General features: G+C 67.2%; 17 protein-coding genes, 2 tRNA genes and 1 pseudogene. 12 read left to right on the forward strand and 8 right to left on the reverse strand.

Annotation, left to right across the window (positions count from 1 at the left end):
• Positions 1-29 precede the first annotated feature (29 nt).
• Positions 30-971, reverse strand: a complete 942-nt coding sequence (locus KB874_RS09185; RefSeq protein WP_212536266.1) for a glycosyltransferase family 2 protein — start codon at positions 969-971, stop codon at positions 30-32.
• Positions 968-2,698: a glycosyltransferase family 2 protein gene (locus tag KB874_RS09190; protein ID WP_212536267.1), complete on the reverse strand. Its 1,731-nt coding sequence runs from the start codon at positions 2,696-2,698 to the stop codon at positions 968-970. Before KB874_RS09190 ends, KB874_RS09185 begins: the two co-directional genes overlap by 4 nt.
• A 278-nt stretch (positions 2,699-2,976) precedes the next feature.
• Between KB874_RS09190 and tgt the strand changes: the two genes are divergently transcribed.
• The 6 genes and pseudogenes from tgt to KB874_RS09220 form a co-directional block, all read left to right on the forward strand.
• A complete protein-coding gene (tgt, locus tag KB874_RS09195) occupies positions 2,977-4,101 on the forward strand; it encodes a tRNA guanosine(34) transglycosylase Tgt (RefSeq protein ID WP_212536268.1) in 1,125 nt (374 codons plus the stop codon).
• Between the two features lie 103 nt (positions 4,102-4,204).
• Positions 4,205-4,378, forward strand: a complete 174-nt coding sequence (locus KB874_RS09200) for a hypothetical protein (RefSeq protein ID WP_212536269.1) — start codon at positions 4,205-4,207, stop codon at positions 4,376-4,378.
• Positions 4,379-4,577: 199 nt separating this feature from the next.
• Entirely contained in the window at positions 4,578-6,983 is a 2,406-nt protein-coding gene (gene lon / locus KB874_RS09205; protein ID WP_212536270.1) for an endopeptidase La, read from the forward strand.
• A 157-nt stretch (positions 6,984-7,140) separates the two neighbouring features.
• Positions 7,141-7,215, forward strand: a tRNA-Val gene (locus tag KB874_RS09210).
• 110 nt (positions 7,216-7,325) lie between these two features.
• Positions 7,326-7,401 (forward strand) — tRNA-Val (locus KB874_RS09215).
• A 165-nt stretch (positions 7,402-7,566) separates the two neighbouring features.
• Positions 7,567-7,701 (forward strand): annotated as a pseudogene (locus tag KB874_RS09220) (transposase); the annotation flags it as partial.
• 250 nt (positions 7,702-7,951) lie between these two features.
• On the opposite strand, the gene KB874_RS09225 reads toward KB874_RS09220, so the two are convergent.
• From KB874_RS09225 to KB874_RS09240, 4 genes are all read right to left on the reverse strand, one after another.
• Positions 7,952-8,677, reverse strand: coding sequence for a transporter substrate-binding domain-containing protein (locus KB874_RS09225; protein WP_212536272.1), 726 nt, complete (start codon positions 8,675-8,677; stop codon positions 7,952-7,954).
• Between the two features lie 100 nt (positions 8,678-8,777).
• A complete protein-coding gene (locus tag KB874_RS09230) occupies positions 8,778-9,584 on the reverse strand; it encodes an alpha/beta fold hydrolase (protein ID WP_212536273.1) in 807 nt (268 codons plus the stop codon).
• Between the two features lie 14 nt (positions 9,585-9,598).
• Entirely contained in the window at positions 9,599-11,356 is a 1,758-nt protein-coding gene (locus KB874_RS09235) for a thiamine pyrophosphate-binding protein (protein WP_249200343.1), read from the reverse strand.
• A gap of 49 nt (positions 11,357-11,405) precedes the next feature.
• Positions 11,406-13,400, reverse strand: a complete 1,995-nt coding sequence (locus tag KB874_RS09240) for a tripartite tricarboxylate transporter permease (protein ID WP_212536275.1) — start codon at positions 13,398-13,400, stop codon at positions 11,406-11,408.
• 200 nt (positions 13,401-13,600) lie between these two features.
• Between KB874_RS09240 and KB874_RS09245 the strand changes: the two genes are divergently transcribed.
• The 4 genes from KB874_RS09245 (at position 13,601) to KB874_RS09260 (ending at position 18,298) form a co-directional block, all read left to right on the forward strand.
• Complete coding sequence (locus KB874_RS09245; RefSeq protein WP_212536276.1) at positions 13,601-14,659, forward strand: tripartite tricarboxylate transporter substrate-binding protein; 1,059 nt, start codon at positions 13,601-13,603, stop codon at positions 14,657-14,659.
• Between the two features lie 109 nt (positions 14,660-14,768).
• Complete coding sequence (locus tag KB874_RS09250; protein ID WP_212536277.1) at positions 14,769-16,412, forward strand: UbiD family decarboxylase; 1,644 nt, start codon at positions 14,769-14,771, stop codon at positions 16,410-16,412.
• Positions 16,413-16,453: 41 nt separating this feature from the next.
• Entirely contained in the window at positions 16,454-17,539 is a 1,086-nt protein-coding gene (locus tag KB874_RS09255) for an AbrB family transcriptional regulator (protein WP_346346528.1), read from the forward strand.
• Between the two features lie 78 nt (positions 17,540-17,617).
• Complete coding sequence (locus KB874_RS09260; RefSeq protein ID WP_212536278.1) at positions 17,618-18,298, forward strand: GntR family transcriptional regulator; 681 nt, start codon at positions 17,618-17,620, stop codon at positions 18,296-18,298.
• 9 nt (positions 18,299-18,307) lie between these two features.
• Here KB874_RS09260 and KB874_RS09265 read toward each other — a convergent pair whose 3' ends face one another.
• Positions 18,308-18,883, reverse strand: coding sequence for a UbiX family flavin prenyltransferase (locus tag KB874_RS09265; protein ID WP_212536279.1), 576 nt, complete (start codon positions 18,881-18,883; stop codon positions 18,308-18,310).
• Between the two features lie 41 nt (positions 18,884-18,924).
• Entirely contained in the window at positions 18,925-21,213 is a 2,289-nt protein-coding gene (locus KB874_RS09270; protein WP_212536280.1) for a xanthine dehydrogenase family protein molybdopterin-binding subunit, read from the reverse strand.
• A gap of 118 nt (positions 21,214-21,331) precedes the next feature.
• Between KB874_RS09270 and KB874_RS09275 the strand changes: the two genes are divergently transcribed.
• Complete coding sequence (locus tag KB874_RS09275) at positions 21,332-23,770, forward strand: xanthine dehydrogenase family protein molybdopterin-binding subunit (protein ID WP_346346529.1); 2,439 nt, start codon at positions 21,332-21,334, stop codon at positions 23,768-23,770.
• Positions 23,767-24,699: an ABC transporter substrate-binding protein gene (locus KB874_RS09280; RefSeq protein WP_212536281.1), complete on the forward strand. Its 933-nt coding sequence runs from the start codon at positions 23,767-23,769 to the stop codon at positions 24,697-24,699. The genes KB874_RS09275 and KB874_RS09280 overlap by 4 nt, the downstream gene beginning before the upstream one ends.
• The last annotated feature ends 6 nt before the right edge of the window (positions 24,700-24,705 follow it).

A 24,705-nucleotide genomic window follows, 5' to 3' on the forward strand; every position in this document is an offset into this window, starting at 1 on the left:
TGCGCGACTCTCTGCCGGACTACGGGGGGTCATGGCGGGCCGAAGTGTTTGCGCCGCAGCGTGGGCAGGTCCATCCGGTGGCGCCGCAGCAGGCCCGCGGCGGCCAGCCGGTCGCAGAGCGGGCGCGAGGCGACACAGACCGCGTCGAAGAAGGCGCGCAGCGCCGGTTCGCCACCATCCGCCAGGATCCCGGCCAGCAGGTCGTGATGCGACAGCGCGCCTGGGCGGCGCACCTGCGGCTTCAGCTCGGCCCGGTAGGAGCCGCGCTGAAGCCGAAAGGTCAGCCGGTCGCGGAAATGGTCCCAGTCGGCGGCGTGGAAATGGCCCAGTTCGATCCCGGGTAGTTCCATTATGCCGGGGTTTTCGACGCCGTCGAGAAAGACGTTGTGGATGCGGATCTGCAAGCCCTGCGTTCCGGCGCGAAAGAACACCTTGCCCGCCACGTGGCTCAGGAAGCCGCCCGACAATTCTGCGCCCCAGCGGGGAAAGCAGAGTTCGGCCGCGCGCTGGCGGTCGGGTGCGTGCAGGTGAAAGGCCTTGAACAGCGTCTCGCCGGGGTCCGCCGCATCGCCCGGCGCCAGCGCCTCGATCGGGCGAACGCGGGCGCAGAGGCAGGCGGGCGGCAGCGCGGCCAGCTGGTCGGCGATCGGCGTGGCCGGGATCAGGAATTCGTCCACGTCGATATGGGCCAACCAGTCGACACCCTTGGCGCTGTTGTTGGCGTGACGCGCGTTCAACCCCTGCCGCGCCTGGTGCATCTCTGGCCGGCCCTTGCGCCGCGCCCACCAGTCGGCATCGGTGTGCCGGGCGGTGATGCGCGGATGGGCGTTCAGCACGGCCAGTGCCGCCGGGTCGTCCTCGTCGAGATAGAGGAACAGGCGTTCCGCTCCCTGTTCCAGGTGCCAGGCGGCGAAATCGAGGATCTCGGGCAGCGGTGCCCGGATGGTCGAGACGATCCCCCAGTGCGTCATGGCGCGCGCCCGAAGACCCGCGTCACCGCGCCGTCGAGGTCGAAGCGATGATGCCGCAGCATGCCGTGGGCCTTGAGACGGTCGCGCAGGGCGGGCGTGTCGGCGCAGACCTCGTCGAAGAACAGCCGCAGCCCGGCCTCCCCCTGCTCTGCCAGCAGGAAGTCGATCAGGTCGGCGGCGCCCAGTTCGGGCCGCCCCTCCTGCGGGCGGTAGGAGCCCCGGGTGCGGCGGAATTCCAGCCGCTCGGCGAAATACGCCCAGTCGGGGGCATGGACATGCGCCAGCCACAACCCGTCGAGCGTGGCGGCGGTCTCGACCTCCTCGCCGCGCAGCTTCATCGTGTGGATGCCGAAGCGGGTGCCGGGAATGCCGGTGCGGGCAAAGGCCTTGCCCTTGCTGTGCGACAAGAAGCCCGCGCGCAGGTGCAGGCCGAAGGTCGGGTAGATCTCTTGCAGGGCGCCGGGTGGCGCGCCTGCGTCGCGGTCGGTCAGCTTGAAGTGTTCGGGCCAGCCGTCGTCGCGCGCCAGCGCCTCGAGCGGGGGCAGGCGGGCGACGGCGGCATCCGGCGGCAGCCCGGCCAGCGCCCGTGTCACCGGTCGGTCTGCGATCAGAAATTCGTCGACATCGATATGGGCTAGCCAGTGCAGCCCGTCGGCGGCCTTGAGCGCGCGGGTCGCGTTCAGGGCCTGGCGCTGCTGGTGGGCGTCTGGGCGGGTCTTGCCGATCGCCTGATAATAGGCGGCGTCGCAGGCGGTGACGATGATGCGCGGGTCGCGCGACAGGTAATGCATCGCGCCCGGCTGCGGATCGTCGAGATAGAGGTGGAGGGCCTCGGCGCCGAGGTCGAGATGATGGGCGGCAAAGCGGGCGATCTGACATAGCGGCGCCTTGACCGTCGCGACGATCCCCCAGCGCAGCGCCTCCACCGCTGGGGCGGCGGGCGGCCGCGGCGCGGGTTTCGGCTCGGGGTCTTCGGGCGTGTTGGATTTGCGGGCCTTGCGGGCGCGCATGATGCGCAGGCGGCGCATCACGGTGCGGTCGTCCTGGATCAGCAGGGTCAGCAGGCGGTGAGCGAGCGGGCGGATCACCGCGCAGCCCTCGGCCTCCTGCCAGAGGCGTCCGATCAGGTTGACGTCGAGCCCGCCCGATTGCAGCGCGAACCCGTCCATGTCCATCGGCAGGCTGGCGCGCACCTTACCCGACAGTGGAAAGGCGCGGTCGGGCGTCAGGCCGGAATAGAGCCGTTCGGATTCATAGAGCTTCATCGTTCCGAAGAGCGCGGTCAGGGCGAGTCCGGTGCTGCGCTGCACGGGCGTGGCGCCGTGGTCGCCGAAGGTGGTGACCGCCGAGACCAGCCAGCGTGGATCCAGCGCGCCCAGCAGGTGGTCGCCCTGTTCGGCCCAGAGGCGCTGGAAGAGGGCCGGCGCGTGCGCGGGCCACGCCCGCTTGCGCAGGTGCGAGACCGTGAGGCCATGCAGGACGACCAGTTCCGACTGGCCCGTGAGTTCCTGCCGCAGTTTGAAACGCTTGCGGTGATAGGAGGAGCGGAAGGGTGGACGCTCCTCGCGGTCGGCTGCCGGGTCGGCGACGGTCTGAGCGGCCAGCGCGGCGAGGTCGGAGTCGAGCGGTGCCAGCCCCTCGCCCGGCGCATAGGAAAAGGGATCGCGCCGGCCCTCGTATTGCGCCAGCACGGCGTCGATTCCGCCGGGATACGTCTCGCTGCTCATTGCCCTGCTATCTTTGGTCCCTGCCGGGTCGCGGGGCAAGATGGCAGGGCTTTGCGGCGATATTTCGGCGGGTTGCGTTTTCAGGTGGGGCGCCTGCGGCGCGCCGGATGTCTCGTCCGCCGCGCTGTGCACGGCGGACTCGGGTGGGCGCGCGTGGCGACGGACGGGATTGTCCGGCTGTTGGTGCGTCTTGCGGTTGCGGGAGCCTCCGGCGGGAGTTTATTGGGCAAGATGAAGACGGGACGGTTTGCGCCCGGGTTAATGAGCGGGGCAGGGGCATGGCGGCGGGATTCCAGATGGCGGCGCGGGACGGCACGGCGCGGACGGGGGTGATTTCCACGCCCCGGGGCGAGATCCGCACGCCGGCCTTCATGCCGGTGGGGACGGCGGCGACGGTCAAGGGGATGCTGCCGGAAAGCGTGGCCGCCACCGGGGCGGACATCCTGCTAGGCAACACCTATCACCTGATGCTGCGGCCCGGGGCCGAGCGGATCGCGCGGCTGGGCGGTTTGCACCGTTTCATGAACTGGGAGCGGCCGATCCTGACAGATTCGGGCGGCTTCCAGGTGATGAGCCTGGCCGAGCTGCGCAAGCTGACCGAGGAGGGGGTGACCTTCCGTTCTCATGTCGACGGGTCGAAGCACATGCTGAGCCCGGAGCGGTCGATGGAGATCCAGAAGCTGCTGGGCTCGGACATCGTCATGGCCTTCGACGAATGCCCCGCGCTGCCGGCGGATCGCGATCGGATCGCCGAGAGCATGCGGCTGTCGATGCGGTGGGCGCAGCGGTCGCGCGACGCATTCGGCGACCGGCCGGACCATATGCTGTTCGGCATCCAGCAGGGCGGGCTGGAGGAGGACCTGCGGGGCGAGTCGGCCGAGGCTTTGCGCGCCATCGGGTTCGATGGCTATGCCGTCGGCGGTCTGGCCGTGGGCGAGGGGCAGGAGGCGATGTTCACCTGTCTGGACTATGCGCCGGGGATGCTGCCAGAGGACAAGCCGCGCTACCTGATGGGCGTGGGCAAGCCCGACGACATCGTGGGCGCCGTCAAGCGCGGCATCGACATGATGGATTGCGTGCTGCCGTCGCGCTCTGGCCGGACGGGGCAGGCCTGGACCCGGCGCGGGCAGGTAAACATCAAGAACGCGCGGCATGCGGACGACCCGCGCCCGCTGGACGAGCACTGCTCCTGTCCGGCCTGCCGAGGCTATAGCCGCGCCTACCTGCATCACGTGTTCCGGGCGGGGGAGATGATCAGCGGCATGCTGCTGACCTGGCATAACCTGCATTACTACCAGGAGATCATGGCGGGGATGCGCGCGGCCATCGCGGCGGGCACTTTCGCGGCCTGGGAGGCGGAGTTCCACGCCACGCGGGCCGAAGGGGATATCGAGCAGCTCTGACGTCTTGCTGGCCTGCCTTGTCCTTCGACGGCAAGACGCTTGCGCGAGGGCACGCAAGCAGGCATCACGGTGACCAGTGATTTCCGACCCGAGGACGACACGGATGGCACACGGCAAGACCGGCGCAGCAAAGGCTGGTGGCAAGGCGCCTCGCCACGACACTGGAAAAGGTGCCCCGAAGGTACCCGAAGGAAAGGCCGCGCGCGGTGGCAAGTCCAGCCGCGCGGAGCTTCTGGCACGGATGAAGGCTGTGGCCGACGCCCGCAAGGACGCTTGAGCACCTGCGGACCCGCTGTCCGATCGGCCCTCATTGCAGGCTTGCACGCGGGATCGTGCAGGGCCATGCTGCGCCGACCGGGGTGGGGCACCGCTTGAATTTGCTGCCGTTAACCCCACCTTAACGGTTCAGGAAAGGAGATGGCCCAGGGCTGCCGCCGAGCGGGGCAGGGCGATCTTGCCAGGAACAGGAAACGAGCATGAAAAATCCCCTCAATCCCTCTTATCCGGTGCTTCCGCTGCGGGATATCGTGGTTTTCCCCCACATGATCGTGCCGCTCTTCGTGGGGCGCGAGAAGTCGGTCCGCGCGCTGGAAGAGGTGATGAACGACGACAAGCAGATCCTGCTTGCGTCCCAGATCGACCCCAGCATCGACGACCCCACCCCCGAGGGCATCTACAAGGCCGGTGTGCTGGCCAACGTGCTGCAACTGCTGAAACTGCCCGATGGCACGGTCAAGGTGCTGGTCGAGGGGCAGGGCCGCGTGCGCATCACCGAGTATCACGAGAATGACCGCTTCTTCGAGGCGAGCGCCGAATACCTGACCGAGATGCCGGGTGACGAGGACGCGATCAAGGCGCTGATCCGCACGGTCGGCGAAGAATTCGAGCGTTACGCCAAGATCAAGAAGAACATCCCCGAAGAGGCCCTGGCCGCCGTGGGCGAGGCTCAGGATTCCGCCAAGCTGGCCGACCTCGTGGCCGGGCATCTGGGCATCGAGGTGGCGCAGAAGCAGGAATTGCTCGAGACCCTGTCCATCTCGGACCGGCTGGAGAAGATCTATGGCCTGATGCAGGGCGAGATGTCGGTCCTGCAGGTCGAGAAGAAGATCAAGACGCGCGTCAAGTCGCAGATGGAGAAGACCCAGCGCGAGTATTACCTGAATGAGCAGATGAAGGCCATTCAGAAGGAACTCGGCGACGGCGAGGACGGCCAGAACGAGGTGGCCGAACTGGAGGAGCGGGTGGCAAGGACCAAGCTCTCCAAGGAAGCCCGTGACAAGGCCGATGCCGAGATCAAGAAGCTCAAGAACATGTCGCCCATGTCCGCCGAGGCGACGGTCGTGCGCAACTACCTCGACTGGATGCTGTCGATCCCGTGGGGCGTGAAATCGCGCGTCAAGAAGGACCTCGGGAAGGCTCAGGAAATCCTCGATGCCGATCACTACAGCCTGGAAAAGGTCAAGGAACGCATCGTCGAATATCTCGCCGTGCAGGCGCGCTCGGCCAAGCTGAAGGGGCCGATCCTGTGCCTTGTCGGTCCTCCGGGCGTGGGCAAGACCTCGCTGGGCAAGTCGATGGCCAGGGCCACCGGGCGTGAGTTCATCCGCATTTCGCTGGGCGGTGTGCGCGATGAATCCGAAATCCGCGGCCACCGCCGGACCTATATCGGCTCGATGCCGGGCAAGATCATCCAGGCGCTGAAGAAGGCCAAGACGACCAACCCGCTGATCCTGCTCGACGAGATCGACAAGATGGGCCAGGACTTCCGTGGCGATCCCGCCAGCGCGATGCTCGAGGTGCTGGACCCGGAACAGAACTCGACCTTCATGGACCACTATCTCGAGGTGGAATACGACCTGTCGAACGTGATGTTCGTGACCACGGCCAACAGCTACAACATGCCCCGGCCGCTGCTGGACCGGATGGAGATCATCGCGCTGTCGGGTTACACCGAGGACGAGAAGCTCGAGATCGCCAAGCGTCACCTGCTGGACAAGCAGGTCAAGGCGCATGGCCTGAAGAAGGGCGAATTCGGGATCGAGGACGGCGCGCTGACCGACATCATCCGCTACTACACGCGGGAAGCCGGCGTGCGGAACCTGGAACGCGAGATCGCCAAGCTGGCGCGCAAGGCCGTGACCAAGATCGTCAAGGGCGAGGGCAAGTCCGTCACCGTGACGTCCGACAACCTCGACGATTTCCTGGGCGTGCGGAAGTTCCGCTATGGACTGGCCGAGGACGAGAACCAGGTCGGTGTCGTGACAGGGTTGGCCTATACCTCGGTCGGTGGCGACCTGTTGCAGATCGAGGCGCTGCGCCTGCCCGGCAAGGGCCGGATGAAGACCACCGGCAAGCTGGGCGAGGTGATGAAGGAGTCGATCGACGCGGCCGCGTCCTACACGCGCTCCATCGCGCCGAAGATCGGGGTGAAGCCGCCGCGCATGGACAAGTGGGACATTCACGTGCACGTGCCCGACGGCGCCACGCCCAAGGACGGTCCCAGCGCGGGTCTGGCCATGGTGACGGCCATCGTCTCTGTGCTGACGCAGATCCCGGTGCGCAAGGACATGGCGATGACCGGAGAGGTCACGCTGCGCGGCAACGCCACCGCCATCGGCGGGCTCAAGGAAAAGCTGCTGGCGGCCCTGCGGGGCGGCATCAAGACCGTGCTGATCCCCGAGGAGAACGAGAAGGACCTGGCCGAGCTGCCCGACAACGTGAAGCAGGGGCTCGAGATCATCCCGGTCAAGCACGTCTCCGAGGTCCTGAAACTGGCCCTGGTCGAACAGCCCACGCCGATCGAGTGGGACGAGGCCGAGGAAGAAGCCGCGGCGGCGCAGATCTCGGGTGACGAGAGCGTGGCCGGCGCGACGGCTCACTGATACCGGCGCGCGGCGTTCCCCCGAGGGCGCCGCGCGTTGTATGGCCTTCGTGCGATTCGACCGTCTCGGCAGGTTGGCCCTGCATCGAAAACTCTGGATTGATTGCGGAAAACGCCTCTTGCAGGCCGCAGCGAGGGGCGCTAATAGACCCCGCACCGGGTGATTAGCTCAGTGGTAGAGCGCTTCGTTCACATCGAAGATGTCGGGGGTTCAAATCCCTCATCACCCACCAGAATATCAGGGGCGCGGCCGGAAACGGACGCGCCCTTTTGATGTCGGTCTGTGGATGCCGGGCGTACTGGGGCTTGATGCCCGGCCGCCACGGGGCTAAACCGCCCGCAGGGGTGATTAGCTCAGTTGGTAGAGCGCTTCGTTTACACCGAAGATGTCGGCGGTTCGAGTCCGTCATCACCCACCATACAACTCCTTGAAATGAAAAGAAACGGCGCCCGTTGGACGCCGTTAAACGAAGTGCGCAGTGACTCTTATCTTGCCCTACTGAAGGGCTCCCCTCCTTGGGGTAGTTTGTCCCGTATCACGGAGGACTACGACGACGGCAGGAGAACGAGAGAAGCCCGAAGACATCATCACGACGCTGCGGCAGGTCGAAGTGCTGCAAGGCCAGGGCGCGAAGATTGCGGACGCGGTTCGACAGATCGGCGTGACCCAGCAGACCTTCTACCGCTGGCGGCGTGAGTATGGTGGGATGAGGCGGGACTGAAGCCTGCGGCGAGCAGCTCGCCGGTAACCGCAAACCCTTCATAGGCCACCCACCATCCGACCCGGTGACAAGACGCGGAACGGCCGCGTGCTCCCGGCGTCTCCGGACCGGAGGGTGGCGCTGGTTTCTTTATGGTTCAGGGTGTTGCAGCGGCAACCCGACTTCGACCCGACCAGCCCGCCGAGGGGGCGCCTGTGGTTTCCTCGGGCGCGCGGATGGGCTTGGTGGCGGAAATGCGGGCGGGCGATCAGCCGACCAGCGCGCAATCCCGCGACACCCCGTGACGTTCCAGGATGTCACCCACGAGGCCGCTGCGGGCGAAATCCGCCAGCGTTTCGCGCAAGTGGGCCGAGGCCAGGGCACGGCCGCGCGGCATCGCCATGGCCTGCCGGATTTCCATGAAGGGCGGCGTCAGGATGCGGCTGCCCGGGCGCTTGCGGGATTCGCCTTCCATCGCCTCGCGGATTCCGGCGATGGCCTCGACCTCGCCGGAATCCAGCGCCTCCAGCGCGGCCAGGATGTCATGATAGGCGACCAGGTTCCCGGCGCCGGGCAGGCGCGACAGGGCCAGCGTGTAGGCGGTTCCCTCGACGGTTCCGACCCGGCATCCCAGGTCCACGAGTTCCTGCGCATCGGCGGCCAGCGTGCCGGGCGCGGACAGGTAATTGCCCTCGATCCGGATGTAGGGCGCCGTGAAATCGATGGTTTCCATGCGCTTCGGATCAACCGCAAGGAAACACACATCCCAAAGATCGTCGCCCGCGGAGGAGGAGACATCCACGGCGCGATCGAACTCCACGAAGCGCAGCGGCAGACCCAGCAGGTCGGCCAGCGCCGTCGCCAGGTCCACGGCGATGCCGATCGGCTTACCGTCGGCATCACGCCCGACAAGGACGCGGTTGCCGTGGTTCAAGGCGACGCGCAGGACAGAGGTGGGCGCGTAATCGTCGAGAAGGGCCTGGGGCAGGGACATTCGGAGCATCCTTCGGTTGGAGCGGGCAACGTGACGGGCCGCCCCGACGGCGGCCCTGCCGGAAGGTGGTGCGGGGGCGGTGCCGTGCCCCGGCCTGCGGTCACAGCCGGGCGACGACCCGACGGATGGTGTCCGCGACCTTGTCGGGGACCTCGAGTGGCGTGAAATGGCGGGCGCCTGGCAGTTCCGTCAGCCGCGATTGCGGGATGGCCGCCTGCAACGCCTGCGCCATGGCGACCGGGGTGGCGTAATCCTCTTCGCCGACCATGATCTCGACCGGCGTCGCCAGGGCGCCCAACCCTGCGCGCAGGTCGCAGCGGCCCAGCATGCGGCAGGTCTCGAGGTAGGCGTCCACGTCGTTGTTCAGGAAGATGCCGACCGGGAGTTCCACCTTGTCCGGATTTTGCTGGCGAAAGGCGTCGCCGAACCAGCGTGTCTTTTGGAAATCGACCAGCGAGGCGAGGCCCGAGACCTTGGCTTTCTGCCCCCGGTCTTCCCAGGCCGCGTCGGCGCCCTCGCCATACCAGGCGGTCGTGTCGATCAGGGCAAGGCCGGCCGTGCGCTCGGGAAACTGCTGGGCAAAGGCCAGCGCCACACATCCGCCCATCGACGCGCCGCCGACGATGGCCCTGTCCCAGCCGAGCGCGTCCAGGACCGAGGCGAGGTCCTGCGCGAAAAGCCCGGCGGTGTAGGGGCCGGCGGGCTTGTCGGAGGCGCCATGCCCGCGGCAGTCGATGGCCAGCACGGCGCAGTCCGGCACGAGGTGTGCCGCGGTCTCGGCCCAGAAATCGGCGGTCATGGCCAGCGCATGGACCAGTGCCACGCGCTGCGCCGCCTCCGGGTCGCCCCAGACCCGGTAGGCGATCCTTGTGCCATCCTGCGCGGTCGCGAATTGCTGTTCAGTCATCGCGAAGTGTCCTTTCAGTCGAAGTCCTGCATCGGCGCGCCGATGTATTCTGGCCGCACCTGCACATCGAGCACCACGGCCTTGCCTGCGGCAGCCTTGTCCAGCGCATCGGCCAGCGCGGCGTCCAGGTCTTCGAGCTGGGTCACGCTGTCCGGGGAATGCAGGCCAAGGCTGCGCGCAAGGCCGGGCAGGTCTGGTTCGGGGTCCTGCATGCGCTGGCCGATCGGCGCGTTCTCGACCGCGCGGCCACGCTTGCGGGCCACTTTGATCTGGTGGTCCTCGTCGTTGTAGTAGGAGTGGTTGTTCGCCACGAGGAACAGGATCGGCAGGTTCAGCGTCACCGCGTTCCAGATCGCGGTCAGGCCCATCGTGTAATCGCCGTCGCCGATGATGGCGACCGCCACGCGCGGCGAGCCGATCTCGCGCAGGCCCAGCGCGACGCCGACCGCGATGGACGTGCCCGCGCCCAGGCCGCCGCCGCCGGTATGGCCGAGGAAGTCATGCGGATGCTCGATCCGGTTGGCGTTGGTGGGCCAGCCCAGCGGGCGCGAGACGATGGACAGGGCGCGGCCCTCGGACGCGCGTGAAAAGGCGCGGGCGAGGTCCATCAGGCCGATCTCGCCGCTGGTGTTCTGCGCCTCGTCCGACCACGCGCGCGGCGGCTGCGGCGCCGGGGCGGGGCGCGTGTCGCGCAGCCGGTCGATCAGGGCGCGGACGGTGGTCTCCGGCACGGTCGGGATGTTCACATCCGCCACGGGCAAGCCGCCGTAATCGGCGTTCCAGCCGCGATGGATGTGGAAATCGTTCGAGACGTTGATGACTGGCGGGCGCGGCGTTCCCGGCGGGAAGGCCAGCTTCAGCGCGTTGCCCGCGTCCAGCCAGTCCAGCATCAGGATCGCGTCGGCCGCGCGGATTTCCTCCAGCAGCTTGCCTTTCAGGCGCCAGCCGGTCTCGGCGATCAGGGCGGGGTGGGTGGTCGGGAAACCGGCGGGCAGTTTCATGTGGGTCGTGGTGCGCGCGCCCAGCATCTCGGCCAGGGTGACGCGGTCGGCAAAACCGTCCTCGCTGCGCGAGGCGCGGCCGCAGAAGATGAAGGGGCGTTTCGCCTTGGCCAGGATGTCCACCGCGCGGTCCAGCGCCTGCCGGGGCGGCTCGGCGTCCTCGGGTGCGTCATAGGCCGACAGCGGCTCCAGCGCCGGGACCGCGTCAAGCTCCATCTCCTGCACCGAGACGTCGAGGTTGATGTAGACCGGGCCGCTGGGCCGGGCGTTGGCCAGCATCACGCCGCGCCGGATGGATTCGACCGCCGCCTCTGGCGAGCCGGGCTGGTCGTCCCACTTGGTATAGTCGCGCACCAGCCCGCCCTGGTCCTGCGTGGTGTGGATCCACTCGATCCAGGGGCGGCGCTTGGCGGCGTCGATCGGCCCCGTGGCGCCCAGCACCAGCATCGGCGTCCGGTCGCACCAGGCGTTGAAGATGCCCATCGTGGCATGCATCAGCCCGACATTGCTGTGCACCGCCACGGCCAGCGCCTTGTCCGTGACCTTGGCATAGCCCTGCGCGATGCCGACCGCGTGTTCCTCGTGCATGCAGGTGATGATCTGCGGCGTCTGGTTGCCGAGATAGTTCACCAGCGAGTCGTGCAACCCGCGATAGCTGGCGCCCGGATTCAGGCAGATATACGGGAACTTCTGCTCGCGCAGCGCATCTGCGATGACATCGCTGCCATAGATCGTGTCGCCGGCGATGGCGTTGGGTTTCATTTCGGTCATGGACATGTCTCCTGAACGGGATCGAGAGGGGCGGCGCGCGGTGGCCGCCTCAGAGGATGCGGCCGGTGGCCGAGCGCAACGCCGGGATCAGATCGCCCAGCAGCGATTGCGGCCACGGAACGTGAAGGATCGTCTGGAACAGCAGGAACAACGCCACCACGAAGGGCACGACGATCAGCACGGCGCGCTTCGGGCGGGTTTCCCCCTCGAACACCATGTAGGCCAGCGCAAAGACCGTGATCGCGGGCAGCATCCCCACCAGCTTGACCGCTACGACAAGGCTGGTCAGCCACGCGACCTGTACCAGGATCGCGCGCAGCGGTTGCTCGTAATCCGCGGCGGGCAGGGGGATCTTGCCCATCAGGCGGAACACCGTGTAGGCGCCGGCAAAGAACAGTCCCGCATAGGCGATGCTTTGCGGCAGCATCCGCGCCGACAGCTCCCACCCGGCAGAGGACAGCAGCACGTAGACGAACAGCGAGACGACCCCGGCCCAGACCGCGATATCGCCGTAGAAGCCGCGATTGCGCGGGTGATAGACCCGGCCCATCGCGGCCTTGCCGCCCGCCGAGCGCCCGACAAAGCGCGTCACCAGCGGCGTCAGCAGCATCAGCGCCATGATGCACAGCAGCACCAGCGGCACCGGCCGCAGCATCCACTCCGCTCCGTAGCGCAGGTGTGAGATGAACAGGTAGTTCTCGATCAGCCCGCCCAGCACGAAGGCCAGGATCAGCGGCGGGCGCGGCCAGCCGAGGCGCTTCATCACGATGCCGATCACGCCGAACACGAACAGCACGATCAGGTCGGCATAATCCTTGGAGCCCTGGTAGGCGCCGACGATCATGATGCCCAGCACCAGCGGCACGAGGAACCCGGCCCGGATGGTGGCAAGACGGGCAAAGTAGCCCGCCAGCAGCAGGCAGGTGCCGGCGCCCAGGATGTTGGCCAGCGCCACCGTCCAGATCAGGGTAAAGGTCACGTCCAGCTGGCTGCCCAGCATGTTCGGTCCCGGCGCGATGCCGTGGATCAGGAAAGCGCCGAGCAGGATCGCCATCGAGGCGGAACCGGGCACGCCGAAGACAAGGGTGGGCACCAGCGCGCCGCCTTCCTTGGCGTTGTTTGCGCTTTCAGAGGCGATGACGCCGCGCACGTCGCCCTTGCCGAAGGTCTCGTGCGAATTCTTGATGCTGCGCGAGGCATAGCCGTAGGCGATCCAGTCGATCACGTTGGCGCCGATGCCGGGCACGGCGCCCAGGAACGTGCCGATCGAGGCGCAGCGCAGCACCAGCCACCAGTTCCTGACCACGTCCATCGCGCCCTTGATCTGCTGCCAGGGGTCGGCCTTTGCGTCGCTTTGCGAAATCGCCTTCTTCGAGGCGCCAAGGTCGATCATCTCGGGGATCGCGAACAGGCCCAGCGCCACCGCGACCAGCGACAGCCCGTCCCACAGGTAGAAGCTGTCGAAGGTCCAGCGCAGCGTGCCGGTTTGCGATTCGTCGCCGATGGTCGCCAGCAGCAGACCCAGCGAGGCCGCGACGAGGCCCTTGAACAGCGCGCCGTGGCTGAGGGTCACGATCAGTGTCAGGCCAAGCAGGCAGATGGCCAGCAGTTCGGGCGTGCCCACCGCCAGCACGAAGGGCCGCAGGATCGGAATCGCCAGTGCCAGTGCCAAGGCGCCAAAGAGCCCGCCGATAACCGAGGCGGTGAAGGCCGCGCCATAGGCCCGGCCGGCCTCGCCCTTCTTGGCCATCGGGTGCCCGTCGAGCACCGTCGCGGCCGAACCCACTGTCCCCGGAACGCCGAACAGGACCGCCGGAATGGTGTCCGATGTGGTGGTTACCGCCTGCACCCCGACCAGGAAGGCCAGCGCGGTATACGGGTCCATCGCGAAGGTGAATGGCAAAAGCAGCGATAGGCCGACGAGGCCGCCGATGCCGGGAATCACGCCGATCAGAAGCCCCAGAAAGGTCCCGATGGCGACGAATAGAAGGCGCGTTGGATCTCCGATGATGACCAAGGCGTCCAGTGCGGCATCCCAAACCACGTCTTTGCTCCTCCCCGAGTCCTGACGTCCGACTTCTTATACCAATCAAATCTGATTGCATACTGATATATTGTATGACAGTATAACGCTAATTCGGGAGTGCGTGCCACCTGTCATCAGACCAGCGGCGCGTTTCTCGGGTCTAGCGGGCGCCGGGCCAGGGCGCGGGGCTGCCCGTCAAATCCAGGGAGGAGGAAGAAATGAACCTTATTCGGTCTGTCAGGCATGGACTTGCGGTGGCCTCGGTTGCGGCCACCATGTCGCTTGCCGGCGCCGCGGCTCATGCCGACGCCATCGAGGATCTTTATGCCGGCGAAACGATGACCATCGTCATCGGCCATCCGCCGGGCGGGTCCTATGACCTTTATGCACAACTGGCGGCGGCTCACCTGGGCAAGTTCATCCCGGGCCAGCCCAACGTGATCGTCCAGCACATGCCGGGCGGCGGCGGGCGCAAGGGCGCGGCCTTCTTCATCAACAACACCGATCCCGACGGCAAGACAGTCGCGATCCTGCCCGACACGCTGGGCCATACCGAGCTGCTGGACCCGTCGCGCGCCGACTGGAAATCGGCCGAATTCCGCTATATCGGCCGCTTCGCCCCGGCAAACGCCGCCTTTGTCGTGCGCAAGGACGCGCCGGCGACCACCATCGAGGAGATGAAGGAAAAGGAGATCATCGTCGCCTGCACCGGCAAGGGGTCGCGCAGCGGCCAGCAGCCGACCGCCATCGCCAACATGGCGGGTCTCAAGCTGAAGGTGATCTGTGGCTATCAAGGGTCGGCGCCGGCCAAGCTGGCGACCCTGCGCGGCGAGACGGACATGACGTCGGAGAACTGGGCCGCGCTGGCGCAGGATACGACTGATCTCGACAACGGTGACCTCAAGGTGGTGTTCCAGGCCGGTCTGGTCCGCGACCCGGACCTGCCCGACGTTCCGCTGCTCTTTGAACTGACCGACGATCCCGATGCCAAGGCAGTCCTGCGGTTCATCTCGGCCGGTGCTCCGGTCGGGCGGTCGATCATGGTGCATCCGGGCACGTCCGAGGACATCATCGCCGCGCTGCGCACCGCCTTCCAGGCCATGCTGGCGGATCCCGATTTCATCGCCGACGCCAAGCAGCGCGGCGCGATCATCGATCCGGAAACCGGTGAATACGTCGAGAGCGTCATGCAGGAGATCATGGCGGCCAGCCCCGACTTGATCGCCGCGGCCATGGCGGCGATGGACGACTCTGCCGCCACCGAAGTCGCGCAGTAACCCACGCGACATGAGCGATGGAAGCCGCGCGAGAGGTTGCGCGGCTTCTTTCTTGCCGACCCCCTGAAAAGCCGCCAGACCTGAACGACCCCATCCGGAGATCCGATCCATGGCCCACAACCGCGACACCAACGCCCCGGGCGACCTGCAGGAGCATCTTGCCCGACTCGAAGAGCGCGGCCTGCTGACCCGCATCCAGCGCGCCATCGACAAGGACAGCGAATTGCATCCGCTGATGCGCTGGCAGTTCCAGGGCGGCCTGCCGGAAGAGGATCGCCGCGCCTTCCTGTTCACCGACGTTCACGACGCCAAAGGCCGGGCCTATGACATCCCGGTGACCGTTGGCGCGCTGGCGGCCTCGCCGGCGATCTACGCGGCGGGCCTGGGCGTCGAGGTCTCCGACATTGGCGATGTCTGGGTGCGGGCAATGGAAAAGCCCATCAAGGCCGAGGAGGTCGCCTCGGGCGCCTGCCAGGAGATCGTCCTCACGGGTGAGGACCTGACGCGGCCCGGCGGCGGCATGGCGGCGCTGCCGGTGCCGGTCTCGACCCCCGGGTTCGACGCGGCGCCCTACCTGACCGCGACGCTGGTGGTGACGAAGGACCCGGAAAATGGCGTGCAGAACATGGGCACCTATCGCGGCATGCTCAAGGCACAGGACCGTTTGGGCGTGCGCATGGCCAGCCGCCTTGGCGGTGCGGGCGGCTACCTGCACTGGCTGAAATACAAGGAGCGCGGCGAAAAGATGCCGGTGGCCATTGTCGTCGGCTGCGCGCCGGCGGTGCTGTTCACCGGCCCGCAGAAACTGGCCATCGACGTCGATGAACTGGACGTGGCTGGCGGGCTGATCGGGCGGCCGGTGCAAACCGTGCGTTGCAAGACGGTGGACCTGATGGTGCCCGCCGACGCCGAGATCGTGATCGAAGGCGAGATCGCCACCGATTACCTCGAGCCCGAGGGGCCGTTCGGCGAAAGCCACGGGCACGTCGCGCTGGAAGACTTCAACATGTCGATGAAGGTCACGGCCATCACGATGCGGAAGAAGCCCGTATTCATCTCGATCGTCAGCCAGGTCACGCCCAGCGAAAGTTCCGTGCTGAAGAAGGTGGCCTACGAGCCGCTGTTCTTCAACCATCTGAAGAAGGTGCTGAACGTGAAGGGGATCAAGCGGGTTGTCATGCACGAGCCCTTGACGAACATCCGCAAGGTGATCTTCCTGCAATTCGACCGCAGCGCGCCGCAGACCGAGGTCTGGCGCGGGTTGCAGGGCGCGGCATCCTTGCAGGCGCAATGCGGCAAGGTGGTGATCGCGGTTTCGGACGACATCGACCCGAACAACGCCGACGCGATCTTCTGGTCAATCGCCTACCGGTCGAACATCACGACCGACGTGCATGTGACGCCCTATCGCTCGGGCGGGCACGGGCCGAAATCGGGGGGCAAGACCGCCGACGGTACGCTGATGATCGACGCGACGCTGAAGGGGAACATGCCGCCGCTGGCGCTGCCCGCCGAACGCTACATGACCCGGGCGAAGGAGATATGGGAGGAATTGCAGCTGCCCCGGATCACCCCGCAATCGCCCTGGCACGGCTATGAACTGGGCGACTGGGACGGGCTTTGGACGAGTTTCGCCGACCGCGCGGTCGCCGGCGACTGGGAAGAGAACGGGCGCCAGACCGAAACGCGCCAGCGCGGCGGGATGAAGCCCGAGACGCCTGCGCGCGACATCGAACGCGAGGGTTCGCGCTAGATGCCGGTCCGGCGGCAGGCGCCGGGCAGAAGGGCCCGGCCGTGAGGCCCGGCGGTGGCGGCATCGCGCGGGTGGACTGGCCCGTTCTGCGCCGGGTTCTTCTGGCGCTGGCTCTGGGCCTGGCGGGTGGGCTGCTGTTCGAATGGCTCAGGGCGCCTCTGCCCTGGATGCTGGGGCCGATGGTCTTCAACACGCTTGCCGCGGTTCTGCGCCTTCCGGTCCGCGGGCCTGTCCTGTTGCGGCCCTACGTCGTCGTCGTGATCGGGGTGATGCTGGGCGCGGGATTCACGCCCGAGCTTTTCTCGCAGGTCGGGGCCTGGGCCGTTTCGCTGGCCTTTCTCGCCGTCTACCTGGTCGTCTCGGGCCTGATCGTGGTGCCGTATTATCGCCACGTCGCCGGGTTCGACAAGGTGACGGCCTATTTCTCGGGTATGCCGGGCGGATTGAACGAGATGGTTGTGCTCGGCCGCGACGCGGGCGGGGATGACGGCCGGATCGCGCTGGCCCACGCGGCGCGGATCGTGATCGTGGTCTCGCTGGTCGCGGTCTGGTTCCGGCTGATCGCGGGCTACGACCTGGGCGACCGGTCGCAGTTCGGGAAATCCTTTGCGGTGATCCCGTGGCTGGACCTGGGGGTGCTGGCGGGCTGCGGCGTCCTCGGCTTCTTCCTGGGGCGGTTGCTGCGCCTGCCGGCGCCGACGCTGATCGGCCCGATGATCCTGAGCGCCATCGCCCACCTGACCGGGCTCAGCCAGAACCCGCCGCCGAGCGAGATCGTCACCGTCGCGCAGCTGTTCCTCGGCACCATAATCGGCTGCCGCTTTGTCGGGGCGGGCGCGGGCGCGATCGGCCGCGCGCTGCTGGTCAGCCTTGGCGGGACCCTGATCATGCTGACCATCACCGTCCTGTTCGCGGTTGTCCTGCATGGTGCGTTCGGCCAGCCCACGGAACAGGTCCTGCTGGCCTATTCGCCCGGCGGCCTGGCCGAGATGAGCCTTGTCGCCCTCGCGATGGATGCCGAGGTCGCCTATGTGGCGATTCACCACGTGATCCGTATCACCTTGGTCGTGCTTTTCGCGCCAGTGGTGTTCAGGATGATGCGCAACCGATCCGACGACGCGGAATGACGTATGACAATACCATGCCGGGCCTTTCTATGGACCTCCTGGGCCGCTATACATATGCCGATATGACGGAGTGATAGTATGCAGGATTTTAACTCCGGGGGGCTGACCCCGATCCGCCAGGAGGTCGCGCCTCTCAGGACCCGCATCATCGAGTCGATGCGCCGCGCCATCGAACGCGGCTTTCTGAAACCGGGCGAAAGACTGGTCGAAAAGGATCTGTGCGAGCAACTCGGCGTCAGCCGCACGTCGCTGCGCGAGGCGCTGCGCGAGCTCGAGGCCGAGGGTGTCATCGCGCAGGCCCCGGCGCGCGGGCTGGTCGTGGCCAAGATCTCGCGGCGGGACGCCGAGAACATCTACCTGATCCGCGGCGACGTCGAGGCGCTGATCATCGGCCAGTTCATCAATCTGGCCAGCGACGCCCAGATCGCCGAGGCGCTGGAGAACTGCGACACGCTGATCGACGCCTACAAGCAGGGCGAATTCGCCGACATCGTCGAGGCCAAGCGCGCCTTCTATGCCCATATCTGCGAGGTGGCGGGGAACGGCGTGGCCATGGATCTGTTGTCGCGCCTGACTTTGCGGACCGCGCAGTTGCGCAGTCATTCCGTCGTGCGCAAGGAACGCCAGGCCCAGAGCGTGCAGGAAATCCACGCCCTTGCCGAGGCGATCCGCGCGCGCGACAGCGACGCGGCGCGCCACGCGGCCAAGACCCATGTCGAGAACGCCGCGCGGTCCGCGCTGGCCTATGCCGAACCCTGACCGGCCCGCTCAGCCGTCGTCGCCGTCGTCCTTCCAGCGGTGCACATGCGGCAGGTGGATCCCGACCAGGTCCAGCGCCCGGCCGACGGACTGGTTGATGATGTCGTCGATCGTCTTGGGCTTGCTGTAGAAACCCGGCACCGGCGGCATGATGATCGCGCCGTTCCGCGTAGCCTGGTCCATCAGGGCGATGTGCCCGGCGTGAAACGGCGTCTCGCGCAACATCAGCACGACGCGGCGGCGTTCTTTCAGGCAGACATCTGCGGCGCGCACGATCAGGTCGGAATCGTAGCAATGGGCGATGCCGCTCAGCGTCTTGACCGAGCAGGGCATGACCAGCATCCCCTCTGTGCGGAACGACCCCGAGGCGATGGACGCGCCGATGTCGCGGTGGTTGTGGACGTGGTCGCAAAGGCTGCGGATTTCGTCCGCGCCCATGTCGACCTCGGTCTGCGCGGTCAGCAGGGCCGAGGGCGAGATGATCGCGTGCGTCTCGACGTCCGGAACGTCGCGCAGCATCTCCAGCGCGCGGATCCCGTAGATGGTGCCCGACGCTCCTGTCAGGCCGATGATGATCCGGCGCATTCCGCTTTCTCCGTTGGGTCCTGCCCTTGTGGTGCAGGGTGTCAGTTTCCTTTGGCGGCCTGCAAGGCCTGCCAGACGCGATCCGGGGTGGCCGGCATGTCGAGGTGCCGGACCCCTTCACAGGCAAGCGCATCGTTGACCGCGCTCATGCAGGCGGACAGCGCGCCGACCGTTCCCGCCTCTCCGACGCCCTTGACGCCGAGGGGATTGGCCCGGGTCGGGAACGGCAGGCTTTCGACCGCCAGAAATGGCAGATCCGCGGCCCGGGGCAAGGCATAGTCCATCAGCGTCGCGGTCAGCATCTGGCCCGTCTCGGCGTCATAGGTGATCCGTTCCATGAACGCCTGGCCCAGTCCCTGCGCCACGCCGCCCGCGATCTGGCCCTTGACCAGCATCGGGTTCAGGACGGTGCCGACATCGTCGACCACGACATAGGATTGCAGCGCGACGGCGCCGGTCTCGGGGTCGATCTCGACCTCGCAGACATGGCAGCCGTTGGGAAAGGTCGCGCCCTCGGGACCGTCGAACACCTCGGCGATGACCGGGGTGCCGCGTTCCGTCAGGACGGTGGACAGGGGCAGGGCGCGGTCGGTGCCGTCGACCCGGAAGACCCCGTTGGCAAAGACGACATCCTGCGCCGCCGCTTCCAGCATCTCGGCCGCTTGCGGGGCAAGCTCTGCGATGGCCTTGTCGACCGAAACGCGGATCGCCGCGCCGGCGCTGCACAGGGTGCGCGATCCGAAGGTGCCGGTGCCGCGCGCCACGGCGCGGCTGTCGCCCGTCACGATGCTCACCGGGCCGGTCTCCGGCCCCAGGCACTGGGCCAGGATCTGGCGATAGGCGGTTGCGTGACCCTGGCCGGAATCGGATGACCCGGCGCGCAACTCGACGCCTTCGGGGGACAGCGCGATGCGGGCGTATTCCGGGTGCGGCTTTCCGGCCGGGCCGCCCGCGATCTCGATGGGAAAGGCGATGCCGAGGCCGCGCAACAGCCCCTTCGCGGCGCTGGCCGATCGCCTTTCGCCGAAGGATCGCCAGTCTGCAAGGTCCAGCGCGCGGTCCAGCACGGCGGGAAAGTCGCCGCTGTCATAGGCAAAGAGAAAGCCGGTGTCATAGGGCATCGCCCTCGCCGGGATCAGGTTGCGGCGGCGCAATTCTGCGCGGTCGATGCCCAGTTCGGCCGCAGCGATGTCGATCATCCTCTCGACGATATAGGTGGCCTCTGGCCGCCCCGCGCCGCGATAGGGGGCGGTGTATTGGGTGTTGGTGAAATAGCCGTCGACCGAGGCGTGGATCGCGGGAATCCGGTAGACGCCGGACAGGCCGCCCAGGTTGGCGACCGGCGGATGGGTCGTCGCGGGTCCCAGCCGCGCGCCCAGGGCTGCGGCGATCCGGACGTCGAGCGCAAGGAACCGCCCCTCGGCATCCAGCGCGAGGGTTGCATCGGCGACGCTTTCGCGGGCCTGCGAATCCGACAGGAAAGATTCCAGCCGCGTCGCCGTCCAGACAACCGTCTTGCCGGGCAGTTGCTGCGCCGCCCAAAGCGCCAGCGCCTGTTCCTGGTAGCCTGCGTTCTTCATACCGAAGGACCCGCCGCAATCGGGCGAGACCACGTGGATCCGGTCGGCCGTCGCACCGATCAGCGGCGCGAGGTCCATGGCGACCCGGTGCGGCGCCTGCGTGCCCGAATCCAGCCGCCACGATTGCAACCCTTCGTCGAACGTGGCGCGCAGGGCCCGAGGCTCCAGCGCGACGGCGGTCACACGCGAGATGTCCAGCCGCTGCCGCACGACATGCGCCGCGCCCTGTATGGCCTGCGCGACCGCCCCTGCATCGCCCCGGTCGACGTGAAAGCAGCGATTGTCAGGGAACTGGTCCCAGACACGCCGGTCATTGGCCTCGGCCTGGGCCAGGCCGATCACCGGCGCGACCGGGTCGATGTCCAGCACGATCGCCTCCAGCGCGTCCTGCGCGGCCTGCGGCGTTTCGGCCAGCACCAGCGCCACCGGATCGCCGACATAGGCCACGCCCTCGCGCGCCAGAAGCGGAAAGGGCGGCACACGCATCGCGCCGCCATCCGGCCCGGGATGGGAGAGGCGGGGGGTTATTTCTCTTGTGTCTTCAAGGTCATGAGCGGTCGATACCAGCAGGACGCCCGGCACTGTCCGCGCGGCTGAGACGTCCAGCGCCACGATGCGCCCGGCCGCTTCGGGTGAGCGAAAGAGGGCCATGTGCACGGGATCGTCGGCGGCGATGTCATTCGTATAGTGACCCTCACCGCGCAGGAGGGGAGCGTCCTCGGCGCGCGAAACCGGATGTCCGATCGTCATGCTGACCTCTTGCAGGGCACGGTTTTTTGCTTGTTAGTATTATTGTCATACATTATAACAACACACAAGCGGATGTCGCAGGCAATTATGCGACGCGCAGGAATGGTTGGGGGCACCCGTGACTCGAGCAAAAACCAGCGCAGTGCGGAAGGCGTCCGATTCCGCGCCGGACATCGCCTGGCGGTGGGACGATGCGCCCCCCGACATGGATTACGTCCGCGAGGCGCTGTTCCGGCATATCGGCAAGCCCGTTGCCCGCAAGGAGGACAAGCGGCTGCTGACTGGCAAGGGCCGGTTCACCGATGACTTCAACCTGCCGGGGCAGACCTATGCGGCGATGGTGCGCTCGCCGCATCCGCATGCGCGCATCCTGGGCATCGACGCCTCGGCGGCCCTCGCGGCCCCCGGTGTCCTTGCGGTGCTGACCGGCGTGGACGTGCTGGCCGACGGCCTGGGTCCGATCCCGCACAACCCGTTGCCCAAGACGAATTTCGACATGAAACTGTCGGCACCCGGTGGCGGCGCGCCCTTCATCGGCCCGCACCTGCTGCTGCCGGCCGACAAGGTGCGTCACGTGGGCGAGGCGGTGGCGGTGGTCGTCGCGGAAAGCGCCGCGCAGGCAATGGATGCGGCCGAACTGGTCGACGTCGATTACGAGGAACTCGATTTCGTCATCGACGCGCTCGACGCGGCCTCGGGATCGTGCCCCTCCGTGGTCTGGGACGAGGTGCCCGACAATGTCTTTGTCGAGACGCATTTCGGCGACCGGGAGGCGACCGACGCGGCCTTTGCCCGCGCCGCGCATGTGGTCGAGGCCTCGTTTCACATCGACCGCGTCACCGGCGTCCCGATGGAGCCGCGCGCAGCCCTTGCCGCCTTTGACGCCGAGAGCGGGAAATACACGCTTTACGCCGGCAGCGGTGGCGCGGTGCGGCAAAAGAACGAACTGGCCGAAGTCCTTGGCATCGAACCGAAATCGCTGCGCGTCCTGTCCTTCGACGTGGGCGGGAATTTCGGTACGCGCAACCGGACCTACGTGGAATTCGGCCTGACCCTCTGGGCGTCGCGCCGGGTCGGCAGGCCGGTGAAATACACCGCCACCCGGTCCGAGGCCTTCCTGACCGATTACCAGGGCCGCGACCTGCACACGACGGTGGCGCTGGCGATGGATGCCGAGGGGCGCTTCCTGGCGATGCGGGCGGACAATCTCAGCAATGTGGGCGCGCGCTGTGTCTCGTTGTCGCCGCTCAGCAAGGGGTCGGGTCTGATCACCGGCTCGTACGACATTCCGGCCGCCACGCTGCGCTCGCGCGCGGTCTTTACCAACACCATGTGCACCCAGGCCTATCGCAGTTCGGGCCGGCCCGAAGTCACCTATGCCATAGAACGCCTGGTGGAAATTGCCGCCAAACAGATCGGCATGGACCCGATCGAGCTGCGCCGCCGCAACATGATCGCGCCCGACCGGATGCCCTATCGCAACGCGGTCGGCCAGGTCTACGACAGCGGCACCTACGAGACGAACATGGACCAGGCGATGGCCCTGTTCGACTGGGACGGTTTTGCCGCCCGCCGCGAAGAGGCGACGGCGCGGGGGATGCTGCTGGGGCGGGGCCTTGCGAATTACGTCGAAAGCTCCATCGGCTCGCCCAGGGAGAGGGCCGAGATCACGGTGCTGCCAGATGGCCGGATCGAGGTCGTCATCGGCACCCAGCCCAGCGGTCAGGGGCACGAGACGAGTTTCGCGCAGGTCGTGGCCGACATGCTGGGCGTGCCGGTCGAGACGGTGACGATCATCATCGGCGATACGGATGTGGTGTCGGTGGGCGGAGGGTCGCATTCCGGCCGCTCGATGCGGCATGCGGGCACGGTCATGGCGATGGCCTCGTCCGAGTTGCTGGCCGAGGCGCGCCGGCGCGCGGCCGAGCATTTCGACGTGGCCCTCGACCGGATCGAACGCGACGGCGACCAGTATCGCGTCGCGGGGACGAACCACACGGTCGGCCTGTTCGAACTGGCCGCGCTGCCGTCCGGGCCGCTGGCGGTTGCCCGCACCAACGAGATGCACACGCCGGTTTTTCCGAACGGCACCGCGATCTGTGAGGTCGAGATCGACCCGGAACTTTGCCATGTCGAGATCACGCGATACGCCACCATCGATGACGTGGGACGCTGCATCAATCCGATGATCGTCCACGGCCAGACCCATGGCGGCATCGCGCAGGGCGTGGGCCAGGCGATGTGGGAACTCTGCGTCACCGATCCGGACTCGGGCCAGCCGCTGGCCGGCTCCTTCATGGATTACGGCATGCCGCGCGCGGACAACCTGCCCTCTTTCGACGCTGAAATCGCCGAGGTGATTTCGCCCACCAATCCGCTGGGTATCAAGGCGGGCGGAGAAGGGGGAACGACTCCGGCACTGGCGACCGTAACGCTCGCCGTTCTGGACGCATTGGCGCCGCTGGGCGTCACCGACATCAAGATGCCACTCACGCCGAACACGATCTGGCGCGCCATTGGGGAGGCGCGCCAGCAAGAAAAAGGAGTCATGGAATGACAGAACCGGTTCGCGTCATCGCCTTTCCGGGCGCACCGAACTTGCCGACCTTCGCCGCCATCGAGCAGGGATTCTTCGCGGCGGAAGGGCTGGATGTCTCTGTCGAGCTGACGCCGAGTTCCGTCTACCAGGCGGAACGGACGGCGGCGGGCGACTTCGACATCGTCTTTACCGCCTTCGACAATGTCGTGGCCTATGGCGAGGGGCAGGGGGCGGCGGGCGACGGGGTCGATCCCGGCTATGTCGTGATCGCAGGCGCGACGCAGCTGGAGCTCAGCCTTGTCGTGGCGGCCGACATAAAGACGCATGCCGATCTCGCGGGCCGCAGCATCGCGCTGGACGCGCTGACCACGGGCTTTGCCTTTGTCTTGTTCGACATGCTGGAACAGGCGGGGATCAGCCCGGATGACGTGACTTTCGAGGCCGTGGGCGCCACGCCGCAACGCTGGCAGGCGGTGAAGGCCGGTGAAAGCGACGGCACGCTGACGATCGAGCCCTTCACCTCGATCGCCGAGCGGCTGGGGTTCACGGTGCTGGACCGCTCGACCCGGATCTACGACGCCTACCAGGGCGGCGTTGTCGCCACCCGCCGCAGCTTTGCCGAGGCGCGGCCCGAGACGGTCACGGCCTTCCTGCGGGCCTACCTGAAGGGGTTGAACTGGGTGCTGGACCCAGCCAACCGCGAGGCGGGACAGGCGCTGCTGCTGGAAAAGATGACGGCGATCCAGCCTCAGGCAGCCCCGGCGGTGATGAAAAGCCTGCTGTCGCCGGCTTCGGGCCTGACGCCCGGCGCCGACATCCTGCCCGACGGCATGAAACAGGTTCTGGCGTTGCGCAGCCGCTACGGATCGGGGGGATCGCCGCTCGACGATCACGAGAAGTATCTCGACCTGTCCTTCCTCGACGCCGCGCGCGCCGGTCTCGGCTGACGGTGG

The sequence above is a fragment of the Thetidibacter halocola genome (assembly GCF_018224955.1).
GTDB lineage: Bacteria > Pseudomonadota > Alphaproteobacteria > Rhodobacterales > Rhodobacteraceae > Thetidibacter > Thetidibacter halocola.

Bases quoted from the DNA above. Each gene is read 5' to 3' on its own strand.
- KB874_RS09250 (WP_212536277.1), top strand. From the start codon at position 14,769: ATGGCCCACAACCGCGACACCAACGCCCCGGGCGACCTGCAGGAGCAT.
- KB874_RS09270 (WP_212536280.1), bottom strand. From the start codon at position 21,213: ATGACGATCGGACATCCGGTTTCGCGCGCCGAGGACGCTCCCCTCCTG.
- KB874_RS09185 (WP_212536266.1), bottom strand. From the start codon at position 971: ATGACGCACTGGGGGATCGTCTCGACCATCCGGGCACCGCTGCCCGAG.
- KB874_RS09230 (WP_212536273.1), bottom strand. From the start codon at position 9,584: ATGACTGAACAGCAATTCGCGACCGCGCAGGATGGCACAAGGATCGCC.
- lon (WP_212536270.1), top strand. From the start codon at position 4,578: ATGAAAAATCCCCTCAATCCCTCTTATCCGGTGCTTCCGCTGCGGGAT.
- KB874_RS09260 (WP_212536278.1), top strand. From the start codon at position 17,618: ATGCAGGATTTTAACTCCGGGGGGCTGACCCCGATCCGCCAGGAGGTC.
- KB874_RS09200 (WP_212536269.1), top strand. From the start codon at position 4,205: ATGGCACACGGCAAGACCGGCGCAGCAAAGGCTGGTGGCAAGGCGCCT.
- KB874_RS09265 (WP_212536279.1), bottom strand. From the start codon at position 18,883: ATGCGCCGGATCATCATCGGCCTGACAGGAGCGTCGGGCACCATCTAC.
- KB874_RS09190 (WP_212536267.1), bottom strand. From the start codon at position 2,698: ATGAGCAGCGAGACGTATCCCGGCGGAATCGACGCCGTGCTGGCGCAA.
- KB874_RS09235 (WP_249200343.1), bottom strand. From the start codon at position 11,356: ATGACCGAAATGAAACCCAACGCCATCGCCGGCGACACGATCTATGGC.
- tgt (WP_212536268.1), top strand. From the start codon at position 2,977: ATGGCGGCGGGATTCCAGATGGCGGCGCGGGACGGCACGGCGCGGACG.
- KB874_RS09225 (WP_212536272.1), bottom strand. From the start codon at position 8,677: ATGTCCCTGCCCCAGGCCCTTCTCGACGATTACGCGCCCACCTCTGTC.
- KB874_RS09280 (WP_212536281.1), top strand. From the start codon at position 23,767: ATGACAGAACCGGTTCGCGTCATCGCCTTTCCGGGCGCACCGAACTTG.
- KB874_RS09245 (WP_212536276.1), top strand. From the start codon at position 13,601: ATGAACCTTATTCGGTCTGTCAGGCATGGACTTGCGGTGGCCTCGGTT.